This is a genomic window from Mesorhizobium sp. P2_D6 (assembly GCF_056404315.1).
The window spans coordinates 20,921-41,155 of sequence record NZ_JBFUEG010000005.1 but is presented as its reverse complement, the minus strand read 5'-3'; the positions used below and the strand labels follow the sequence as shown (position 1 = coordinate 41,155).

The window sequence follows — 20,235 nt, the reverse complement described above, 5'->3', positions numbered from 1 at the left end:
TGCGCTTGGAGGATTTTGCGATGTCAGACAGCAAGCGGATCACGGCCAGCAAGAAAGACCTGCTCGACCTTGAAAAGGGGTTCTGGACGGGCGACTCGGCCTATTACGCGGCCAACGCCGACACAGAATGCCTGGTGGCATTTCCTGAGATGGCAAAGGCGATGGACAATGCCGACCTCGCCAAGACCGCGACCAAGCCCCACCGCTGGCGCGATCTGCAGATCGACCTCAAAGGCATTATTGAGCCCGGCAGCGACATTATCATGCTGACTTATGAGGCTCATGCGACACGGGAAAACGGCGAAGCCTACGCCGCGCTTGTCAGCACCGGCTATGTCCACCGCGTCAACGGCTGGAAGATGATGTTCCACTCGCAGACACCGATGGAGACCGCGGCAAAGGGCTGATCTTCTTTCACCGGTCAAGCGGACCGGCCGCGCCCGGTATGCCGGTCAGGGATAAAATACTGCTTCGCCCTTCAGCGCGTCGGCAAGCATCTTCTCGTATTTGCCACGCGGCACGTCGACCGCGCCGAAGCGCTTGAGGTGTTCGGTGGTGAACTGCGTGTCGAGAAGCGCGAAGCCGCGCGCCTTCAGCTGCTCGACGAGATAATAGAGACAGGTCTTGGACGCGTCGGTCTCCCGGGCAAACATGCTTTCGCCGAAGAACACCCGGCCGAGCGACACGCCATAGAGGCCGCCGACCAGCCGTTCCTCCCGCCAGGCCTCGACCGAGTGGCAGTGCCCCAGCCGATGCAGCTCGACATAGGCTTCGCGGATCGGCGCGTTGATCCAAGTCGAGCGGCGCTCCTCGCGCTTTTCGGCGCAGCCATCGATCGTCGCCTCGAAATCGAAGTCGAAGCGGATGTCGAACGGGTGCTTGCGGATCGTCTTCTTCAGGCTCTTCGGCGTGTGGAAACCCTCGAGCGGGATGATGCCGCGCGTCTCCGGCCGCACCCAGAACACCTCAGGGTCCGAAGCGCTCTCAGCCATCGGAAAGACGCCCGAGGCATAGGCCTTGAGCAAAAGGTCGGTCGGAATGCGATAGCCGGGCGCGTAGGGGCGGGTCATTGCGGCATCATAGCGGCAATTTGGGCGCTATTCCTCTTTGGCCAGATACTTTTCCAGCCAGTGGATGTCGTAGTCGCCATTGGCGATGTCGGCATTGCCGACAAGGTCGCGAAACAGCGGCAGCGTCGTCTTGATGCCGTCGACGACGAATTCGTCGAGCGCCCGGCGCAGCCGCATCATGCATTCGACGCGGTTGCGTCCATGCACGATCAGCTTGCCGATCAGGCTGTCGTAATAGGGCGGGATCTTGTAGCCGGAATAGACACCGGAATCGACGCGGATGCCGAGGCCGCCAGGCGTGTGGAAATGGGTGATCGTGCCGGGCGAGGGCGTGAAGGTGCGCGGATCCTCGGCGTTGATGCGGCATTCGATGGCGTGGCCATTGAACTTGATGTCCTCCTGGCGCACCGAAAGCCCGCCGCCTGAGGCGACGCGGATCTGCTCGTGCACGAGATCGATGCCGGTGATGGCTTCCGTCACCGGATGCTCGACCTGCAGGCGCGTGTTCATCTCGATGAAGTAGAACTCGCCGTTCTCGTAGAGGAATTCGATGGTACCGGCGCCGGAATAGCCGAGGTCGGCGATGGCCTTGGCGCAGATACCGCCGATGCGGGCGCGCTCCTCGGCGTTGAGGGCCGGCGAGGGCGCCTCTTCCCAGACCTTCTGGTGGCGGCGCTGCAGCGAACAGTCGCGCTCGCCGAAATGCACGCCGCGGCCGGCGCCGTCGCCGAACACCTGCACCTCGATGTGGCGCGGCTTTTGCAGGTATTTTTCGATGTAGACGGCATCGTCGCCGAAGGCCGCACCCGCCTCCGTGCTCGCTGTCTGCAAGGCGATCTCAAGGTCGGCCTCGGTGAGAGCGACCTTCATACCGCGCCCACCACCGCCCGCCGACGCCTTGATGATCACGGGATAGCCGATCTCGGCGGCAATGCGCTTGGCTTCCTTTTGATCGGTGACGGCGCCGTCCGAGCCGGGCACGACCGGAATGCCGAGGCGTTTTGCGGTGCGCTTGGCCTCGATCTTGTCGCCCATGATGCGGATATGGTCGCCGGACGGGCCGATGAAGGTGATGTTGTGGGCGGCCAGGATGTCGGCGAACTTGGCGTTCTCCGACAGGAAGCCATAGCCTGGATGCACGGCGTCGGCGCCGGTGATCTCGCAGGCGGCGACGATCTGGTGGATGTTGAGATAGCTGTCGCGCGACGGCGGTGGGCCGATGCACACGCTCTCGTCGGCAAGCCTGACATGCATGGCGTCCGCATCGGCGGTCGAATGCACCACCACGGTCTGGATACCGAGTTCCTTGCAGGCGCGCAGCACCCGAAGCGCGATTTCGCCGCGATTGGCGATGAGGATCTTCTGGAACATCCGGCCCGCTCTACTCGATCACGACGAGCGGCATGCCGTATTCGACCGGCTGGCCGTCCTCGAACAGGATCGCCGTCACCGTGCCGGCCCGCGGCGAAGGGATCTGGTTCATTGTCTTCATCGCCTCGATGATCAGCAGCGTCTGGCCTTCCTTGACCTTCTGGCCGATCTCGATGAAGGCCTTGGCGTCGGGTGAGGGGGCGAGATAGGCGGTGCCGACCATCGGCGAGGGGACTGCGTTCTTGGACGGATCGGCTGCCGCGGGTGCAGCAGCGCTCGCCGCGGGCTGCGCTGCCGGTGCATAGCCTGCTTGAGGTGCTGCAATGGCGTGGACGGCCGCCGGCGCCTGGCGCGATACGCGCACCTTCAGGTCGCCGAGCTCGACCTCGATCTCGGTCAGATTGGTGTCGTTCAGTATGCCCGCCAGATCGCGGATCAGTTGCTGGTCAACACCGGTCTTCTTTATCGACATTTTCGAGCCTTCTGTTTGTGGGCCGGTCATAGGCGTGCCGCCAGCGCCTGCAGCGCCAGCGAGTAGCCAAGCGGCCCGAACCCGCAGATCATGCCGACAGCGACCGGCGCGACCATGGAGACGTGGCGGAATGGTTCCCGCGCGTGGATGTTGGAGAGGTGAACTTCGGCGACGGGCAGCGGCGCGATAGCACGGATGGCGTCGTGAATGGCGATCGAGGTGTGGCTGTAGGCACCCGGATTGATAACGATGCCGGCGGCCTTGTCGCCGGCCTCCTGGATCCAGTCGACGAGGTCGCCCTCATGGTTCGATTGGCGAAAATCGATCTCGAGGCCAAGTGCGGCGCCTGCCTGCTTGCAGTCGTCGGCGATCGCGGCAAGCGTCTTGCCGCCATAGATGCCGGGCTCGCGCTTGCCGAGCGCGTTCAGGTTGGGACCGTTCAGGACGAAAATCGTTTTCAAAAATGCCGACCTTTTCCCGGCACCTGCCTCAAGCCGGCGCGCAGGGCCTTCTATAATGGGCATAGTCGCCCGCGGAAAGAGCGCAAGTGCGATCTTTCACTGTCCACAACAGGCCGAAATTGCCCGTGAGAGATAGGCTCGCGCGCAAGATCAGAGAGCGGCTTTCGCCGCCTCGATCTTTTCGGCCAGCACTTCCTGGCCAAGCGCACCGAACACCACCTCATTGCCGACCACGTAGGACGGCGTTCCGGTGATGGCCAGCTTGTTGGCGAGGTCGAAGGTCTTGGAGAAAGCCTCGGTGATGGTCGGATCCTTCATCTTCTCGCGCAACTCCGCCTCATCGGCACCGAGCGACAGCGCCACCTTGATGGCCGCAGCCTCTGTGGCGCGGCCCTGGCCGCCGAGCAGCGCATTGTGGAACTCGCCATACTTTTCCGGCTTCATCAGGTGGAAGGCCATCGAGACGACGCTGGCCTTCTGCGAATCCGGGCCGAGGATCGGGAATTCCTTGAGCACGAAGCGCAGGTCCGGATCGGACTTGGTCAGTGCCCGCATGTCCTCGATGGCGCGTTTGCAGAAGCCGCAATTGTAATCGTAGAACTCGACGATGGTGACCTTGCCCTTGGGATTGCCGACGACGCCGTCGAAGGTCGAGTTGAAGATCTCATCCTTGGCGTTCTTGATGACGCCGAGGGCGGCAATGCGCTGCTCTTCCTTCTGCTTGGCCTCCAGTGCGTCCTGCACTTCGAGGAGCACTTCCGGGTTCTTCAACAGATAGTCGCGGATGATGCCCTCGACCTCGGCGCGGTCGATCTTGGTGTCCGAGGACGCTACCTGCACGATCTGCGCCGTATCGGCCTTAGCCACCTGCGGACTGCCGGCGACGAACCCGAAAGCCAGCATGGCAAGAGCAGCCGCCACTCCCGTCGTGCCTAGCAATATTGCCTTGTTCATCGTCTGATCCTCTTACCGGTTCCGGTCTATTTTAGTCGCTGCGAGCGACCGGAAGGTTCATTTCTTGAGTTTGCCTGAAGGGTTGTAGTTTATGATGTCCTGCGCGCGAATCCAGCCGGGCTCGCCGCGCTTCAAGTCCTTTTGCGCGCGCATGGCAAAGATTTTCGCATTCTTGTAGTCGCCGGAATAGAAATGGCCCTCGGCGGTGGCGAGCTCCGCGGCCGGGATGTTGCCGAGTTCGCCATAGGCCTGGGCCAGATAGCGGTACCCGGCGGTGTTTTCCTTGTCGCGCCCGAGACCGTTGTTGATCTGCACCACCGCCTTCTTCAGTGAATCAGGCGTGCCGATGGCCATCAGCGCCTGGCCGAGGGACACGGGCAACAGGCCCGACTTCACCGGATCGAGGCTGACCGCCTTGGCATAGGCATCCGCCGCGTCCTTCGGCTTGTTGGCCTTCATCAGGATGTCGCCGCGCAATTCCTGGAAATAGGGGTTCTTCGGCTGTTCCTTGATCAAGGCGTTGGTCTTGGTGAGTGCCGCGCCCAGATTGCCGTAGAGATAGGCCATCTGCGCCTCGCCATAGCGCGATGGGAGGCTGCCCGGGGCCTTGCGCATCAGCCGCGTCGCGGCGGCCTGGCCGCCCATATAGGCGGCGATCTTGATGCGCATCATGTCGTGCCGCTGCTGCAGCGCGGGCGGATCGACCTTGTCGACATTGGGGCTTTGCTTGACCAGCACTTCGAGATTGGCGATGCGCTCCTGCGGCATGGGATGGCTGATCCGGTAGGGATCGACCTGCGTGCCGGACAGAGACAGCGCGTTCTGGAAGCGGGCGAAGGTCTTCAGCATGCCCATGCCGGACTGGCCGGTGGCATTGAGATAGGTGATGGCCGAGCGGTCGGCGGTCGACTCTTCGGTGCGCTGGTAGGCAAGAATGCTGCGCTGCGCCATCTCGCCGCCGCCGGCGGCGACACCCATGCCGGCACCGGCAAGGCCGCGGCTGTTGGTGGTGGCGCCGGCAACGATGGCGCCGGCGCCAAGCAGCGTGGCGATAATCGCCATCGTCTTGGCGCGCTCGAGCTGGTCGCGCAATTTCTGTTGATGGCCGCCGGCGATGTGGCCGGCTTCGTGGGCGATGACGCCGATGATCTCATTGGGCGTTTCGGCCTGCATCAGCGCGCCGGTGTTGATGAACAGCCGGCGCCCGGTGACGAAGGCGTTAAAACTCTGATCGTTGACCAGGACGATATCGACGCCGTCATTGGCGAGACCAGCCGCCTTGAAGATCGGCCGCGCATAGTCGCGCACCAGCGCCTCGATCTCGGCATCGCGCACCACCGGCACCGCCTGCGCGAATGCTGTCACCGAGCCGGAGATGGCAACGGCGGCGGCAAGCAAAAGCGTCGCGAAGCCGCGCGCTGTCTTCCCGATGGAATATTTTGAAATCGTCGATTTGGGTCGGCTCAGCATGAGGTCCACTGGTAAACGAGCGGGCGAACGATGAAAAGAGTCGGCACCGAAACTAGGCTAACTTGTGATCCTCACATCAATCGGGCATTTGTGCGGCGCTGCCATCGGGGTTGCTGGCCTGGTGCGGCAGGATTGGGCGGAAGAGGTGAGGTCAAATGGTTGTTTCGCTGTCGCGCCGCGGTGAAGTCGAGCCGTTTCACGCCATGGACATCCTGGCCGAGGCCAACCGGCTGAAGGCGACAGGCGTGCCTGTCGTGTCCATGGCCGTCGGGCAACCATCCGATCCGGCGCCGGTGGGGGTCAGGGAAGCCGCCGTAAATGCGCTGAAGATCGGCCGCATCGGCTACACCGATGCGCTCGGCCTGGCGGATCTGCGCAAGGCGATCGCCGCGCATTATGGCGATCACTACGGAATTGATGTCGCGCCGAACCGCATCGCCGTGACGACGGGATCGTCGGCAGCCTTCAATCTGGCCTTCCTGGCGATGTTCGATCCGGGCGACCGCATCGCCATCGCGGCACCCGGCTATCCCGCCTATCGCAACATCATGGCCGCGCTCGGCATCGAGATCGTCGAGATCGAGCTCGGCCTGGACGCTTATCTGCATGCCGACCATTTGAAGGTGGCGCATCGGGAAAACCCGTTGAAGGGCGTGCTGTTCGCCAGCCCGGCCAATCCGACCGGCGCCGTCATTCCCGCCGATGAGCTCTCGGCGCTGGTGAGGACAGCCGAAGAACTCGGCATCGCGGTCATATCGGATGAGATCTATCACCGGCTGGCCTATGCCGCGCCCGACACTACGGCGCTGGCCTATGGCTCGGGCGTAACGGTGATCAATTCCTTCTCAAAATACTATTGCATGACCGGCTGGCGCATCGGCTGGATGGTGCTGCCGGAAGAACTGGTGCGGCCGGTCGAGCGCATCGCCCAGAGCCTCTACATCTCGCCGCCGGAACTGTCGCAGATCGCCGCGATCGAAGCGTTCAAGGCGACGGAAGAGCTGGAAGCGGTGAAGGCGCGCTACGCCTGGAATCGCGAGCTGTTGATGCAGCGCCTGCCGGAGCTCGGATTTCCGCTGGCAGCCCCCATGGATGGCGCGTTCTATGCTTTCTGCGATGTCACCCGGCATACCAATGACAGCATGGCCTTTGCGCGCAAAATGCTGGCCGAGGCGCATGTGGCGGCGACGCCCGGCCGTGATTTCGATCCGCTGGCCGGACACCGAACGATGCGTTTTTCCTATGCCGGCAGCCATGTCGATATGGTCGAGGCGATGACGCGCATCGAGCGCTGGCTGAAATAGCGGGGACGACAATGCCGGAACTCGAACAAGCGCTGGCCGATGTCGCCGCCGAGATGGCGGAACGCACCGATCGTGGCGACGTCGCCACCTACATCCCGCAGCTCGGCAAGGTCGATCCGAAGAAATTCGGCATTGCGGCGGTGACCAATGACGGCCACGTGCTTGTCGCCGGCGATGCCGACCAGGCGTTCTCGATCCAGAGCATTTCGAAGGTGTTTACGCTGACGCTGGCGCTGGGCAATGTCGGCGATGCGCTGTGGCAGCGGGTTGGGCGCGAGCCGTCGGGCAATCCGTTCAACTCGATCGTCCAGCTCGAGCATGAGAACGGCATTCCGCGCAATCCGTTCATCAATGCCGGCGCCATCGTCGTTTCCGACATCCTGCTCGCCGGCCACCAGCCGCGTGAAGCGATCGGCGAGATCCTGCGCTTCATCCAGTTCCTCGCCGACGATGAGACGATCATCATCGACCGCGAGGTCGCGGCGTCCGAACGCGCCACCGGCTACCGCAACTTTGCCCTTGCCAACTACATGAAATCCTTCGGCAATCTTCACCATGCGCCGGAGCTGGCGCTGGGCGTCTACTTCCACCATTGCGCCATCGCCATGAGCTGCCGGCAACTGGCGCTGGCCGGCCGCTTCCTCGCCAATGGCGGCAAGAACCCAGCGACCGGCCATTCCGTGGTGTCGGCCGAGCGCGCACGCCGCATCGGCGCCATGATGCTGACCTGCGGCCACTATGACGGCTCCGGCGATTTTGCTTTCCGCGTCGGCATTCCCGGCAAAAGCGGCGTCGGCGGCGGCATATTGGGGATCGTGCCGGGCGTCGCCTCGCTCGCCGTGTGGTCGCCAGGTCTCAACGCCAACGGCAATTCGAAGCTGGGGTCGATCGCGCTGGAAAAGCTGGCCAGGGTGATGAACTGGTCGATCTTCGCACCCTAGGACTTACCGATATTCAGGTGAGGCCGGCCTGCGAATGGCAGCTTCCTGCGCTTCCGGTGCTCACGTACTTTAAGTACGCTCCGCTCCGGTTCTCGGAAGCCACCATTCTCGACTCGGCCTGACCTGAATCTCGGCAAGTCCTGACGTCGCGCCACATAACAAAAAATCCCGCGTCGTGGTTCGAACGACGCGGGATTTTTTGTCAGAAATCTATCTTAATTAGCTGAAAAGCTTAGAAAAAGCCCTTCCGCTGCCACCAGCCGGCACGCTTCGGCTTTTCCTCAGCCTTGGCCTCATCGGCGACCGTCGAGGAGACCACCGGCACGACAGGGGCATCGATCGCCACAGGCTTGCGCCGAGTCGGGCGGACATTGGCGGGTGCTTCTTCCTCAGTCGCCGGGGCAGCGGCAGGCGCAGACGTCTTCGCCTCGACCGGTGCGATGTCCTCGACAGCGGCGGCGGCCGGCACTTCGGCCACCGTCTCGGCGGGGATTTCGGCCGCGGCCTTCTTCGCCCTCGAGGCGCGCTTCTTCTTCGGCTTTTCGGCTGGCGTGTCGTCGTTCGCCGCGGCGGGAGCCGCGGCTTCTTCAACCGCTACCGCCGCGACCGGCTCGCTTGCGACCGTTTCGGCTTCAGCAGCATCGACCACCGAAGCGTCGGCGCTTTCGCCGGCTTCGGTCTCGGTGCCGCCTTCGCCGTCCTCACGGCGATTGCGCTTCCCGCCACGCTTGCCGCGCCGGCGCTTCTTGCCCTGGGTGTCATCAGACGCTTCCACCGTTTCGACGGCACCAACCGGGGCTTCGTCTTGCGGTGCAGCATCGTTGCCGCCCGGTTCAGAGGCAAAGTCGGCGCTTGCCGCAGGGGCCGAAGCGCCTTCGGCGGTCTGGCCATGCTCGCGCTCGCCGTGCTCGCGGTCGCGATCCTTGCCGCCACGCCGCCTGCGGCGCTTGCGGCGCTTGCGGTCGCGGCCTTCGCCGTCCTCAGCCGATCTCGGCTGCTGCTGCGACTGCGGCTGCGCCTGGCGCGGCTGCTCGACCTGCACCACAACCTCGTCGTCTTCCTCCTCGATGACGATCTCGTCCTCGGGCTCTTCCGGCTCGACATAAGCGGGCAGGCTGCGCTGTTCGACAAAGCCTTCCGGCTTTTCGGCAATAGCGCCGCGGAAGATGGCATAGTGCTGCACACCGACCGTGTCATCAGCCTCGATGGTGATGGTCAGGCCGAAGCGGCTTTCGAGTTCCACCAAGGTGCCGCGCTTGTGGTTGAGCACATAGAGCGCGGTTGCCGCCGGCGTCCGCACGGTGATGTGGCTGCGCGAATCCTTGAGCAGGAATTCCTCGATCGCCCGCACCACCATCAGCGCCACCGACGAGTCGGAGCGGACATGGCCGGTGCCGCCGCAATGCGGGCAGGGCTTCATGGTCGATTCCAGTACGCTGGCGCGGATGCGCTGGCGCGACATTTCCATCAGGCCGAAATGCGAGATACGGCCGACCTGGATGCGAGCCCGGTCGTTCTTGAGGTGGTCTTTGAGCCGCTTCTCGACGGAGCGGTTGTTGCGGTTCTCCTCCATGTCGATGAAGTCGATGACGATCAGGCCGGCGAGATCGCGCAGCCTCAACTGCCGGGCGACTTCTTCCGCCGCTTCGAGGTTGGTGTGGAGCGCGGTGTCCTCGATCGAGTGCTCCTTGGTGGAGCGGCCCGAATTGACGTCGATGGCGACCAGCGCTTCGGTCTGGTTGATGATGATGTAGCCGCCGCTCTTCAGCGTCACCTGCGGCTGCAGCATGCGGTCGAGCTGTGCCTCGATGCCGTTGCGGACGAAGATCGGCGTCGTGTCGCGGAACGGCTGAACCACCTTGGCGTGGCTCGGCATCAGCATGCGCATGAAATCCTTGGCTTCGCGATAGCCTTCCTCGCCGGAGACAAGAATCTCGTCGATATCCTTGTTGTAGAGGTCGCGCACCGAGCGCTTGATCAGGCTGCCTTCCTCGTAGACGAGGGCAGGGGCGGTGGATTGCAGCGTCAGACTGCGGACGTTTTCCCAAAGCCGCATCAGATATTCGTAGTCGCGCTTGATTTCGGCCTTGGTGCGGCTTTCGCCGGCGGTGCGCAGGATCACGCCCATGCCCTGCGGCACTTCGAGATCGGCAACGACTTCCTTGAGGCGCTTGCGGTCGACCGCGCTGGTGATCTTGCGCGAAATGCCGCCGCCGCGCGCCGTGTTGGGCATCAGCACCGAATAGCGGCCGGCAAGCGACAGATAGGTGGTGAGAGCCGCGCCTTTGTTGCCGCGCTCTTCCTTGACCACCTGCACCAGCAGGATCTGCCGGCGCTTGATGACTTCCTGGATCTTGTACTGGCGGCGCACCGGCTTGCGGCGGTTGCGTACCTCTTCCAGCGCATCCTCGGCGCCAACCGATTCAATCTCGTGGTCGTCGAGATGCGAGGACTGCACCTCTTCCAGCATGCCGCGATCATTGTCGCTGGAGGTGGATTCGCCGCTGTGATCGGCCGAAACAGTTTCGCTGCTAGCCTCGCTGGGGGCCGCCTCGTCGCCGGCCTCAGCCGGCGGGACGGCTTCGGAGATCACATCCGCTTCGACGCTTGCCGCGATCGATGTCGGGCCGCCTTCTGAGGGTTCGGTCTCGGATGTCTCGGTCTCTGAGGTTTCGCTGTCGCTGTGCGCGGCGTGATCTTCATGCCCGGCGGTATCAGCCGCGGCACGCTCGGAAGCAGGCTCTTCGGCAACAGCATCGCTGCCGGTGTCGCCAATTTCGCCGCTTTCATCATCGGTGCCGGCGTCGCGCTTGTGTTCGCCACGCTCGCGGCCTTTGCCGCCGCGCCGGCGGCCGCGCCGGCCGCGATCACGGCTCTGGCGGTCGTCGCCGTCATTGTCCTCGTTCTCCTCGTCCTCGGCTTCCTGCGCTTCGGCGCGCAGCAGAGCCTGACGATCGGCGACCGGGATCTGGTAATAGTCGGGGTGTATTTCACTGAAGGCGAGGAAACCGTGACGGTTGCCGCCATATTCGACAAAGGCTGCCTGAAGGGAAGGTTCGACGCGCGTTACGCGGGCGAGATAGATGTTTCCTTTGAGCTGCTTCTTGTCCTGGGATTCAAAGTCGAATTCTTCAATACGGTTACCGCGGATAACGACAACGCGTGTTTCCTCCGGGTGGGAGGCGTCTATCAGCATTTTGTTGGGCATTATTACGTTTCCTCCCGGCAGCCATCAGCCGCAGCTTGCGAGGCAAAGCCCGCTGCTGCGTGTCTGGGATGTGGGTGCCGGATGTCTGAATGTCCGCGGGACGCCGCTTGAGCGCCATGGCGGTGCCGCCCGCAGCCATAATGGCGCGGTTTGATGCGGACCTTTCCATGATTGCGCTTGAAGCCATCGTCACCAGCAGAACCTTTTGAACCAAAGCCCGGACGAACCGGACCAGCTTGTTTGCTCATACAGAGCCGGCACGGGAACAAACCCGGCCGTTTTCCTCACGCAGGCGATTCCCCCGCCACGGGCGCACACCTGCGAAATTCGTCGCGATCACCTGAAGCCTTTTCGCTGGAAGCGAAAGGAGCCGCCTTTCATCTGACCTGTAGCGGGAAGCTGCGGGAGAAGCGGTTCCAGGATTGCAGTGATCCACTATCGCTTTTATGATTTGACGGGGTGGAAGGCAACCCCGATTTCGGATGCCGGCAAAAAGCAGTGCCGTAACGGAAGCACAGGCCTTAATCCTCAATGAAAAGGCTTGGTTAACCTTCTCTGGATACCAATCGTTAATCGAGTCTGCGGCCTGACCGGCATTTCGACCAACCACGCGGGCGCGAGGCGCCAAACCGGGAGCGACTGCAAAGAGATGGGACTGGCGGGCACCACAGACAAGGGCCATGGCCGCGCAGGCCTTTTGCTGCGCCCTGCGATTGTGCTTTTGCTGCTGGCGCTCTGCTTCGGTTTTGCGCCGGGTTCACGCGCGGCTGATGCGCCGCTCGGCGCCACCGCCTACAAGATGGCGGGCGACGCCACCAAGATGCGCATCGTCATCGATTTCGACCGCGAACCCGACATCAAATGGTTCCTGTTGCGCGGCCCCAACCGGCTGGTCGTCGATCTGCCGCGCACACGATTCGCCATCAGCGCGAAGGACGCCAAGGCGCGCGGCCTGGTCAAGGCGGTGCGCTATGGCGATCAAGGCGAGGGATCGCGGCTGATCCTGACCGGCAAGGGGCCGTTCTCGGTCGACAAGCTCGACGTGCTCAAGAATGAGGACGGAACCGGCTACCGCATCGCTATCGACATGTCGGCGGCCTCGGATCGCGAGTTCGACGAAGCCCTTGCCAACCAGGCGCTGACCACCGGCTCGACCGTCTCCACCGACAAGGGCGCCAGGGTCGGCACCGGGCCGATCTCCAATCCGGGGCACCGCTTCACCGTCGTCATCGATCCCGGCCATGGCGGCATCGACGGCGGCGCCGAAGGCCTCAACGGCACCATCGAGAAGAACGTCACGCTGGCCTTCGCCACCGAATTGCGCGACAAGCTCGCCGCCGTCGGCAACTACGACGTGTTCATGACGCGCGAGACCGACGAATTCCTGCGGCTCGACGACCGCGTGCGCATCGCCCGCCAGCACGAGGCGGACCTGTTGATCTCGATCCATGCCGATACGATCGGCGTCAAGGCCATCAGAGGCGCCACCGTCTACACCGTCTCCGACAAGGCATCCGATCCGGAAGCGCAGGCGCTGGCCGATCGCGAAAACCTCTCCGACCAGTTCGCCGGCATGGTGATCAAGGACGACAACAAGGAAGTCACCGACATACTGATCGACCTGATCCGCCGCGAGACGCATAATTTCTCGATGAGCTTCGCCCACACGCTGGTCGGCCAGTTGTCCACCAGCGTCGGCCTGATCAACAATCCGCAGCGCTCGGCAGGCTTCAAGGTGCTGAAGGCGCCCGATGTGCCGTCGGTGCTGGTCGAACTCGGCTATCTCTCCAACGCCAAGGACGAGGCGCAGCTACTCGACGCCGACTGGCGCGGCAAGGCGGCGCAGAGCATCACCAACGCCGTCGCTTTGTTTGCCTCCGCCAAGATGGGAACGGGAACCGGAGGCTGAGATGGCCGACGCCGCCTACAACCAGAGGCAGCGTTGCACGACGACAACACCGGGCGCTTTTATTTCCGGTGGGGGATGCAGAAATCGGGCGCTGCCCCATTTTGTCCACATGGTGGCGACATGGGTTTTCCATCACGGATCGGGACCGTTGCGAAGGCTTGCGCGAAAGGCGGCTTCGTCTAGGAAATTCCCGAACCTCGGACTGGAGCGGGCATGATTCGTCTCATCGGCTATTTCTTTGGTATCGGCACGACGCTGGCGCTTCTGGTTGCCGCGGGCGTGGCGATATACATCAGCCATCTGGCGAAGGACCTGCCCGACTACGAAGTGCTGGCCAAATACGAGCCGCCGGTTACGACCCGCATCCATGCCTCCGACGGCTCGCTGATGGCAGAATATGCGCGCGAACGGCGGCTCTATCTGCCCATCCAGGCGGTTCCGGACCGGGTCAAGGCGGCGTTCCTGTCGGCCGAGGACAAGAATTTCTACAACCACCCCGGCATCGACATCACCGGGCTTGGCCGCGCCATCTACGTCAACCTGCAGAATGTGGGCTCGGGCAGGCGCCAGGTCGGCGCCTCGACCATCACCCAGCAGGTGGCAAAGAACTTCCTGCTGTCCTCGGACCAGACCTATGAGCGCAAGATCAAGGAGATGATCCTGGCCTTCCGCATCGAGCAGGCCTATTCGAAGGACCGCATCCTCGAGCTCTACCTCAACGAGATATTCTTCGGCTTCGGCGCCTATGGCGTTGCGGGCGCGGCGCTGACCTATTTCGACAAGTCGGTCAACGAACTGACCGTCGCGGAAGCCGCCTATCTGGCGTCGCTGCCGAAAGGTCCCAACAACTACCATCCCTTCAAGCATGCCGACCGCGCCATCGAGCGCCGCAACTGGGTCATCGACCAGATGGTCGAGAACGGCTACGTGACGCGTGAGGAAGGCGACAAGGCCAAGGCCGAGCCGCTGGGCGTAACGCCGCGCCGCAACGGCTCCTATCTGTTCGCGGGCGAATATTTCACCGAGGAAGTGCGCCGCCAGATCATCTCCCGCTATGGCGAGAACGCGCTCTATGAGGGCGGCCTGTCGGTGCGCACGACGCTCGATCCGAAGATCCAGCTCATCGCCCGCAAGTCGATGCAGAACGGCTTGCTCAAATACGATACGCTGCGCGGCTATCGCGGACCGGTGACGCATATCGATGCTTCCGGCGACTGGGGCGTGGCGCTGGGCGCCGTCAAGGGGCTGGAAGACGTGCCGGAATGGTCGCTTGCCGTCGTGCTCGACAGCTCGGAGACCGGCCTTTCCATCGGCCTGCAGCCGACGAGGCAGATTTCAGGCGATATCGTCAAGGAACGCGTCGAAGGCACCGTCAGCAAGGAAGACATGAGCTTTGCCATGCGCCATGTGGTCGATGGCAAGACGGTCAAGGCCAAGTCGCCGGCCGACGTGCTGCAGCCGGGCGACGTCATCTTCGTGCAGAAAAACGAAGGTTCGGAAGGCGCCTACACGCTGCGCCAGGTGCCGGAAGTGGAGGGCGGCCTGATCGCCATGGATCCGCATACCGGCCGCGTGCTGGCCATGGTCGGCGGCTTCTCCTATGCGCAGTCGGAGTTCAACCGCGCCACGCAGGCGATGCGCCAGCCGGGCTCGTCATTCAAGCCGATCGTCTATTCGGCAGCGCTCGACAATGGCTATACGCCGGCCTCGGTGATCATGGACGGGCCGATCACCATCCAGAGCGGCAACACGACCTGGACGCCGAAGAACTATGACGGCACGGTCGCCGGCCCCGCGACCTTGCGCTCCGGCATCGAAAAGTCGCGCAATTTGATGACGGTGCGGCTGGCCAACGACATGGGCATGAAGCTGGTGGTGGAATATGCCGAGCGTTTCGGCGTCTACGACCATTTGGCGCCGTATCTGCCGATGGCGCTGGGCTCCGGCGAGACGACCGTGATGCGCATGGTGTCGGCCTATTCGATCATGGCCAACGGCGGCAAGTCGATCAAACCCTCGCTCATCGACCGCATCCAGGACCGCTACGGCAAGACGGTGTTCAAGCAGGACGAGCGCGGCTGCGAAGGCTGCAATGCGTCCGAATGGAACAACCAGCCCGAACCGGATCTGGTCGACAATTCCGAGCAGGTGCTCGATCCGATGACCGCCTACCAGATCACCTCGATGATGGAAGGTGTCGTCCAGCGCGGCACCGGCGCCACGATCGCCGAACTCGGCCGCCATATTGCCGGCAAGACCGGCACGACCAATGACGAGAAGGATGCCTGGTTCATCGGCTATACGCCGAACCTCGTCGTCGGCCTTTACATGGGCTACGACACGCCGCGCGGCCTTGGCCATGGCGCCACCGGTGGTGGTCTGGCGGCGCCTATCTTCAAGGACTTCATGCGCGTGGCGCTGGACGGCACGCCCAATGTCGACTTCAAGGTGCCGGAAGGCATGAACCTGGTCGCCATCAACCGCAAGACCGGCATGCGTGCCGCGGCGGGCGATGCCGGCACCATCATCGAAGCCTTCAAGCCGGGCACCGGCCCTGCCGACAGCTATTGGGTGATCGGCATGGGGGCCGACGGCTCCAATGGCGCAGGCGGACCGCTGTCGCCGCAGGCGACGGAAGCCATCCAGGCGCCCGGCGGCGGGCTTTACTGACGACCTGATTTCATATGTTGAATGGGCTGGCTTGTTAAGCCGGCCCATTTCGCTTTACAGGCAGCAATGCCGTCCCTATGTATCGCGCCGACCCAAGCGCCATTTCAAAAACAGGACAGAACAACCAGCCATGCGCGCGGAAACGCAGAACATTGTCGACGAGATCAGGCAGGCGATAACCCTGCTGAGGAGGCATCTTTGACTGGGATCAGGCCATAAAGCGGCTTGAATACCTGAATGTGCGGGCTGAGGACGCCAGCCTCTGGAACGAACCACTGGAAGCGCAAAAGCTGATGCGCGAGCGTCAGGGCCTCGAAGAGGGAATCGCCGCGGTCAAGGGCCTGACGCAGGCGCTGGAAGACAATATTGGCCTGATCGAGCTTGGCGAGGAAGAGGGCGACGAGGGCGTCGTCGCCGAGGCCGAAGCCGCCATCCGCTCGATGCAAGGCGAAGCCAAGGCCCGCCAGGTCGAGACGCTGCTGTCGGGCGAAGCCGACGCCAACGACACCTATCTCGAAGTCCATGCCGGCGCCGGCGGCACCGAGAGCCAGGATTGGGCCTCGATGCTTCTGCGCATGTATACGCGCTGGGCCGAACGGCGCCGCTTTAAAGTTGAAGTGCTGGAAGTCCATGACGGCGAAGAGGCCGGCATCAAGTCCGCCACGCTGCTGATCAAGGGCCATAACGCCTATGGCTGGCTGAAGACCGAATCCGGCGTCCACCGCCTGGTGCGCATTTCGCCCTATGACAGCAATGCGCGCCGCCACACGTCCTTCTCCAGCATCTGGGTCTATCCGGTCGTCGATGACAGGATCGAGATCGACGTCTCTGAATCCGACGTGCGCATCGACACTTACCGCTCGTCCGGTTCGGGTGGCCAGCACGTCAACACGACGGATTCGGCGGTCCGCATCACCCATATCGCCACGGGCATTGCGGTCGCCTGCCAGGCCGAACGCTCGCAGCACAAGAACAAGGCCAAGGCCTGGGAAATGCTGCGCTCGCGCCTCTACGAGGAAGAGCTGAAGAAGCGCGAAGCGGTGGCCAACGCCACCGAGGCGTCGAAGAGCGATATCGGCTGGGGCCACCAGATCCGTTCCTATGTGCTGCAGCCCTACCAGCTGGTGAAAGACCTGCGCACCGGTGTCGAAAGCACCAGCCCGTCGAGCGTGCTCGACGGCGATCTCGACGACTTCATGGAAGCCTCGCTGTCGCAGCGCATCGAAGGCGGTGCTGGTGAAGCGGTTGCCGATCTAGACTAGGGTACGTCCATATCCTCAGGCATTGGGCAAAGGAGAAGCCGGTGACTCGCAAGCTCAGCGGAAAGTGCTTCTGCGGCGCGGTCCACTATGAGGTGGCGGACGAATTCGTTTATGCCGCGAATTGTCATTGTTCGAACTGCCGGCGCACCACAGGTTCGGCTTTCAAGCCGTTCGCCGGCATCGAACGCGACAAGTTTGCCCTTGCCGAAGGGCATCACGGGCTCATCCATTTCGGCGACGACAGCGGCCACGATGCCCATTGCAGCCGCTGCGGCTCGCTGCTCTATTCGCTGGTCCGCGACGGCGCCTATGTCCATGTCGCCATGGGCACGTTGGTTGACGATCCCACCATCCGGCCGACCGCGCATATTTTCGTCGGCTCCAAGGCGCCGTGGTTCACCATCGCCGACAACCTGCCGCAATATGAAGGGCATGCCTCCGACGGCTAACGCCTCTTGGGCGCCGCGTCGTTAACCTCTCGTTAACCAAGCCGGCGCACCCTTTGGATGGCAGATGTCGGCGCGCGGGGTGCGGCACTGTAGTACCTATGCACTTCTTGCGCCGACCAAGGAATCAGCCCAGCATCCCGGGCTGAGAGTGAAAAGCATTTATGGCCGGGCGCGGCATATCTGCGAGCTGACGGTTCGGCCACTGGGAAGACACGTTCCAAGAACGGGCAAGCAAACGCTTGATGCTCGCTTGAAAGGAACGTTTCCATGTCTGCTGCCATAGTCCGATCGGCCAGAGCCGTTCAACCGGCTGGCCGACTTCTGTTTTCCCTGTTCGTGATCGGCGCGATCGCGGTGCTGACTGCACCCGGCTTCGCCCATGACGCCAAGCCGACGGCGGCGAAGCCGCAAGGCTGGAGTTATCCCTTCGCCTGCTGCGCCAACTATGACTGCCGCACCACCCATACGGGCGAGGTGCTGGAAAAGCCGGAGGGCTATGTCATCGCCGGAACGGGGGAGGTCGTTCCGATGAGCGACAAGCGGGTCAAGGACTCACCCGACGGCGATTTCCACTGGTGCGCGCACCAGGCTGGTCTCGACGCCGGCAAGACGATCTGCCTGTTCGTACCGCCGCGTTCCTACTGACGGCTGTTGACAAAGTTCATCGGAAGGCAGGCCGTAGTTCCAGAACATTTTTTGCTGAGAAGGCTGGCATGTGACGTGGGGCCATCCATGACATTGGCAAGCGCTTCTCAGCCTTAGGTGTTTTTGTGCTTCCGTCACACGGAAGGAGCGACTGCTGAGGCGAAGTCGCGATATGGGCGCAGTGGACGGCCCAGAAGCGCCGTCAGGCGCTCGACGTCGCCGGCCTCAGGCAGCATCCCGTCGGTGAAGAAGCGCTCGCCCATCAGGCGCATGTCGTAGGCCATCCAGGCGGGCAAGAACTGCTTGAGATTTTGCTCAAAGCCCTCTGTATTGTCGCCACTGTAGGTGATCGGGCGGGCAAGCACGTCTGACCAGATTGCGGCAATATCCGTCCCGGTCAGTGTCTGCGGACCGACGAGGTTGATCCGGTCGAACGCAAGCGGCTCCTCGGACTGTTCGCGGCGCAGCAGCTCAAGAGCGGCGATCTCGGCGATATCACGGGCGTCGATCATGGCGAGACCCTTGGCGCCGATCGGCATTGGGTAGGTGCCATAGCCGGTGATGATGTCTTCGATCGTCAGATCATTCTGGATGAAGTAAGCCGGACGCAAGATCGTAGCCTTGAAGTCCATCTGCTCGATCATCCGCTCGACGCCGAACTTGCCCGCGAAATGCGGCACGTTCACATAGACGTCAGCGTGGATCACCGACAGATAGACGATCCGCTCGATGCCGGCCGATCGGGCCACGTTCAACGCGATCAAGGCCTGGGTGAATTCATCCGGTACCACGGCGTTCAAGAGGAACAGCGTGGAAACCCCAGACATGGCTTTGCGCAGCGAATCGACATCGAGAAAGTCGCCTTGCACGACGGATACACCAGCCGGGAAGCTGGCTTTCGACGGATCGCGCACGAGAGCACGCACATCAGCGCCGCGCGCGACGAGCTGTTCGACGACTTGGCGGCCAATATTGCCCGTGGCGCCGGTAACGAGAATGGTCATGGAATTTCTCCTGTTGGGTTGCTTGACAGGGCCAATATGTGTGGCTCACAAAGAGTCCAGTAGAAGGAAATTTTAGACACATCGTCTCACTGGCGGGACACTTCATGGATCTTCTGGCCCTCACCGATTTCAATCTCGTTGCCCGCCATGGTGGCTTCGGCAAAGCGGCAAGGGCCACCGGTCGGCCCAAGGCAACGCTGTCCCGGCGCGTTGGAGAATTGGAAAGCAGTCTTGATCTGCGCCTGTTTGAACGGGGTGCGCGTAACCTGAAGCTGACCGAAGAAGGACGGGCCCTCTTCGAGCGGACCGGAACATTGCTTGCCGAACTGGACGAGACGGCTGCAGCGATCGCCTCGGGTGGTCAAAAACCCAAGGGGAGACTGCGGATCAGCGCACCTATGCTTTTTTCTCAGACGGCAATGGGGAGGATCGCGGCGGGTTTTGCCCTTAAATATCCGGAGGTGAGGCTTGAGGTGACGACAGAGGACCGCCATGTCGACATGATCGAGGAAGGCTACGATCTGGTAATCCGGGTCAATCCAGATCCCGACGAAAGCCTGGTCGGACGGGCGTTTCTCCGCGACCGCTTGGTCGTCGTGGCGAGCCCTCACCTTCCTCGCACGACCGGCCGCCCCGCTCCTGGCGTTGCGCGCGGGACAGGCGAACGGCAAACATGGCACGTGAAGACCCAAGGTGACCAGTCGACAATTAAAATCGAGCCGGTCCTTGCTTTGTCGACGCTCATCATGGTCCGGGATGCGGTGCGAGCCGGGGTCGGTGCAGCACGTCTTCCCATTTCGTTGGTGGCCCACGACTTGGCCGACGGCACACTGGTGAATTGGGGGGATATTGACGGCCCCGAGATCTCTCTATGGACGCTCTACCCATCCCGGCGGCTGCTCAGCGCGCGAGTGTCGGCGTTCCTGGATTTTCTAAGACAGGCTTTCCCAAATGGGACGCCGGACGAACTAGCTGCCTATATTGGCAGGTGACGACGGACCCGCTTCAGCCAGAGCGCCGCTCGGCTCTATCGATCAGAGCCTGC

Annotated in this window: 17 protein-coding genes; 9 read left to right on the top strand and 8 right to left on the bottom strand. The window is 62.8% G+C overall.

What is annotated here, in order from left to right:
* The first annotated feature begins 20 nt into the window (after positions 1-20).
* Positions 21-407, top strand: coding sequence for a hypothetical protein (locus AC1D1L_RS12165; RefSeq protein WP_477341544.1), 387 nt, complete (start codon positions 21-23; stop codon positions 405-407).
* Positions 408-452: 45 nt separating this feature from the next.
* Here the strand turns inward: AC1D1L_RS12165 and aat are convergent, their stop codons facing one another.
* From aat to AC1D1L_RS12135, 6 genes are all read right to left on the bottom strand, one after another.
* The gene (aat, locus tag AC1D1L_RS12160; RefSeq protein WP_477341542.1) at positions 453-1,070 is read right to left on the bottom strand and encodes a leucyl/phenylalanyl-tRNA--protein transferase; all 618 of its coding nucleotides are present in this window, start codon (positions 1,068-1,070) and stop codon (positions 453-455) included.
* Positions 1,071-1,097: 27 nt separating this feature from the next.
* The gene (gene accC, locus AC1D1L_RS12155) at positions 1,098-2,441 is read right to left on the bottom strand and encodes an acetyl-CoA carboxylase biotin carboxylase subunit (RefSeq protein WP_112564333.1); all 1,344 of its coding nucleotides are present in this window, start codon (positions 2,439-2,441) and stop codon (positions 1,098-1,100) included.
* 10 nt (positions 2,442-2,451) lie between these two features.
* On the bottom strand, positions 2,452-2,913 hold the full coding sequence (accB, locus tag AC1D1L_RS12150) for an acetyl-CoA carboxylase biotin carboxyl carrier protein (protein WP_112564335.1): 462 nt from the start codon (positions 2,911-2,913) through the stop codon (positions 2,452-2,454).
* Between the two features lie 26 nt (positions 2,914-2,939).
* The gene (gene aroQ / locus AC1D1L_RS12145; RefSeq protein ID WP_112564337.1) at positions 2,940-3,374 is read right to left on the bottom strand and encodes a type II 3-dehydroquinate dehydratase; all 435 of its coding nucleotides are present in this window, start codon (positions 3,372-3,374) and stop codon (positions 2,940-2,942) included.
* A gap of 150 nt (positions 3,375-3,524) precedes the next feature.
* The gene (locus tag AC1D1L_RS12140) at positions 3,525-4,328 is read right to left on the bottom strand and encodes a DsbA family protein (RefSeq protein ID WP_192251637.1); all 804 of its coding nucleotides are present in this window, start codon (positions 4,326-4,328) and stop codon (positions 3,525-3,527) included.
* A 57-nt stretch (positions 4,329-4,385) separates the two neighbouring features.
* Complete coding sequence (locus AC1D1L_RS12135) at positions 4,386-5,798, bottom strand: M48 family metalloprotease (protein ID WP_477341539.1); 1,413 nt, start codon at positions 5,796-5,798, stop codon at positions 4,386-4,388.
* Between the two features lie 155 nt (positions 5,799-5,953).
* Between AC1D1L_RS12135 and AC1D1L_RS12130 the strand changes: the two genes are divergently transcribed.
* Positions 5,954-7,102 (top strand): pyridoxal phosphate-dependent aminotransferase, encoded by a 1,149-nt coding sequence (locus AC1D1L_RS12130; RefSeq protein ID WP_477341537.1) that lies wholly within the window; start codon positions 5,954-5,956, stop codon positions 7,100-7,102.
* Between the two features lie 11 nt (positions 7,103-7,113).
* Positions 7,114-8,043 (top strand): glutaminase, encoded by a 930-nt coding sequence (locus AC1D1L_RS12125; protein ID WP_203279456.1) that lies wholly within the window; start codon positions 7,114-7,116, stop codon positions 8,041-8,043.
* Between the two features lie 232 nt (positions 8,044-8,275).
* Here AC1D1L_RS12125 and AC1D1L_RS12120 read toward each other — a convergent pair whose 3' ends face one another.
* The gene (locus AC1D1L_RS12120; RefSeq protein ID WP_477341534.1) at positions 8,276-11,251 is read right to left on the bottom strand and encodes an Rne/Rng family ribonuclease; all 2,976 of its coding nucleotides are present in this window, start codon (positions 11,249-11,251) and stop codon (positions 8,276-8,278) included.
* Positions 11,252-11,900: 649 nt separating this feature from the next.
* On the opposite strand from AC1D1L_RS12120, the gene AC1D1L_RS12115 reads away from it, so the two are divergent.
* The 5 genes from AC1D1L_RS12115 (at position 11,901) to AC1D1L_RS12095 (ending at position 18,186) form a co-directional block, all read left to right on the top strand.
* A complete protein-coding gene (locus AC1D1L_RS12115; protein ID WP_477341533.1) occupies positions 11,901-13,160 on the top strand; it encodes an N-acetylmuramoyl-L-alanine amidase in 1,260 nt (419 codons plus the stop codon).
* 213 nt (positions 13,161-13,373) lie between these two features.
* Positions 13,374-15,830 carry a penicillin-binding protein 1A gene (locus AC1D1L_RS12110; RefSeq protein ID WP_477341531.1) on the top strand — a complete coding sequence of 819 codons (2,457 nt, stop codon included), beginning with the start codon at positions 13,374-13,376 and terminating at the stop codon, positions 15,828-15,830.
* Positions 15,831-15,960: 130 nt separating this feature from the next.
* Positions 15,961-17,092, top strand: a protein-coding gene (prfB, locus tag AC1D1L_RS12105; RefSeq protein WP_112564354.1) for a peptide chain release factor 2 whose coding sequence is annotated in 2 segments (ribosomal slippage) — positions 15,961-16,026 and positions 16,028-17,092 — 1,131 coding nt in all. Because the reading frame shifts where the segments join, the coding sequence is not laid out codon by codon here.
* A gap of 41 nt (positions 17,093-17,133) precedes the next feature.
* Positions 17,134-17,541 carry a GFA family protein gene (locus AC1D1L_RS12100; RefSeq protein ID WP_477341529.1) on the top strand — a complete coding sequence of 136 codons (408 nt, stop codon included), beginning with the start codon at positions 17,134-17,136 and terminating at the stop codon, positions 17,539-17,541.
* 267 nt (positions 17,542-17,808) lie between these two features.
* A complete protein-coding gene (locus AC1D1L_RS12095; RefSeq protein WP_112564358.1) occupies positions 17,809-18,186 on the top strand; it encodes a hypothetical protein in 378 nt (125 codons plus the stop codon).
* A gap of 134 nt (positions 18,187-18,320) precedes the next feature.
* On the opposite strand, the gene AC1D1L_RS12090 is transcribed toward AC1D1L_RS12095, so the two are convergent.
* Positions 18,321-19,190: an SDR family oxidoreductase gene (locus AC1D1L_RS12090; protein ID WP_477341527.1), complete on the bottom strand. Its 870-nt coding sequence runs from the start codon at positions 19,188-19,190 to the stop codon at positions 18,321-18,323.
* Between the two features lie 104 nt (positions 19,191-19,294).
* Between AC1D1L_RS12090 and AC1D1L_RS12085 the strand changes: the two genes are divergently transcribed.
* Positions 19,295-20,182 (top strand): LysR family transcriptional regulator, encoded by an 888-nt coding sequence (locus AC1D1L_RS12085; protein ID WP_477341525.1) that lies wholly within the window; start codon positions 19,295-19,297, stop codon positions 20,180-20,182.
* The last annotated feature ends 53 nt before the right edge of the window (positions 20,183-20,235 follow it).

Bases quoted from the DNA above. Each gene is read 5' to 3' on its own strand.
- AC1D1L_RS12165 (WP_477341544.1), top strand. From the start codon at position 21: ATGTCAGACAGCAAGCGGATCACGGCCAGCAAGAAAGACCTGCTCGAC.
- aat (WP_477341542.1), bottom strand. From the start codon at position 1,070: ATGACCCGCCCCTACGCGCCCGGCTATCGCATTCCGACCGACCTTTTG.
- accC (WP_112564333.1), bottom strand. From the start codon at position 2,441: ATGTTCCAGAAGATCCTCATCGCCAATCGCGGCGAAATCGCGCTTCGG.
- accB (WP_112564335.1), bottom strand. From the start codon at position 2,913: ATGTCGATAAAGAAGACCGGTGTTGACCAGCAACTGATCCGCGATCTG.
- AC1D1L_RS12140 (WP_192251637.1), bottom strand. From the start codon at position 4,328: ATGAACAAGGCAATATTGCTAGGCACGACGGGAGTGGCGGCTGCTCTT.
- AC1D1L_RS12135 (WP_477341539.1), bottom strand. From the start codon at position 5,798: ATGCTGAGCCGACCCAAATCGACGATTTCAAAATATTCCATCGGGAAG.
- AC1D1L_RS12130 (WP_477341537.1), top strand. From the start codon at position 5,954: ATGGTTGTTTCGCTGTCGCGCCGCGGTGAAGTCGAGCCGTTTCACGCC.
- AC1D1L_RS12125 (WP_203279456.1), top strand. From the start codon at position 7,114: ATGCCGGAACTCGAACAAGCGCTGGCCGATGTCGCCGCCGAGATGGCG.
- AC1D1L_RS12120 (WP_477341534.1), bottom strand. From the start codon at position 11,251: ATGCCCAACAAAATGCTGATAGACGCCTCCCACCCGGAGGAAACACGC.
- AC1D1L_RS12115 (WP_477341533.1), top strand. From the start codon at position 11,901: ATGGGACTGGCGGGCACCACAGACAAGGGCCATGGCCGCGCAGGCCTT.
- AC1D1L_RS12110 (WP_477341531.1), top strand. From the start codon at position 13,374: ATGATTCGTCTCATCGGCTATTTCTTTGGTATCGGCACGACGCTGGCG.
- AC1D1L_RS12095 (WP_112564358.1), top strand. From the start codon at position 17,809: ATGTCTGCTGCCATAGTCCGATCGGCCAGAGCCGTTCAACCGGCTGGC.
- AC1D1L_RS12090 (WP_477341527.1), bottom strand. From the start codon at position 19,190: ATGACCATTCTCGTTACCGGCGCCACGGGCAATATTGGCCGCCAAGTC.
- AC1D1L_RS12085 (WP_477341525.1), top strand. From the start codon at position 19,295: ATGGATCTTCTGGCCCTCACCGATTTCAATCTCGTTGCCCGCCATGGT.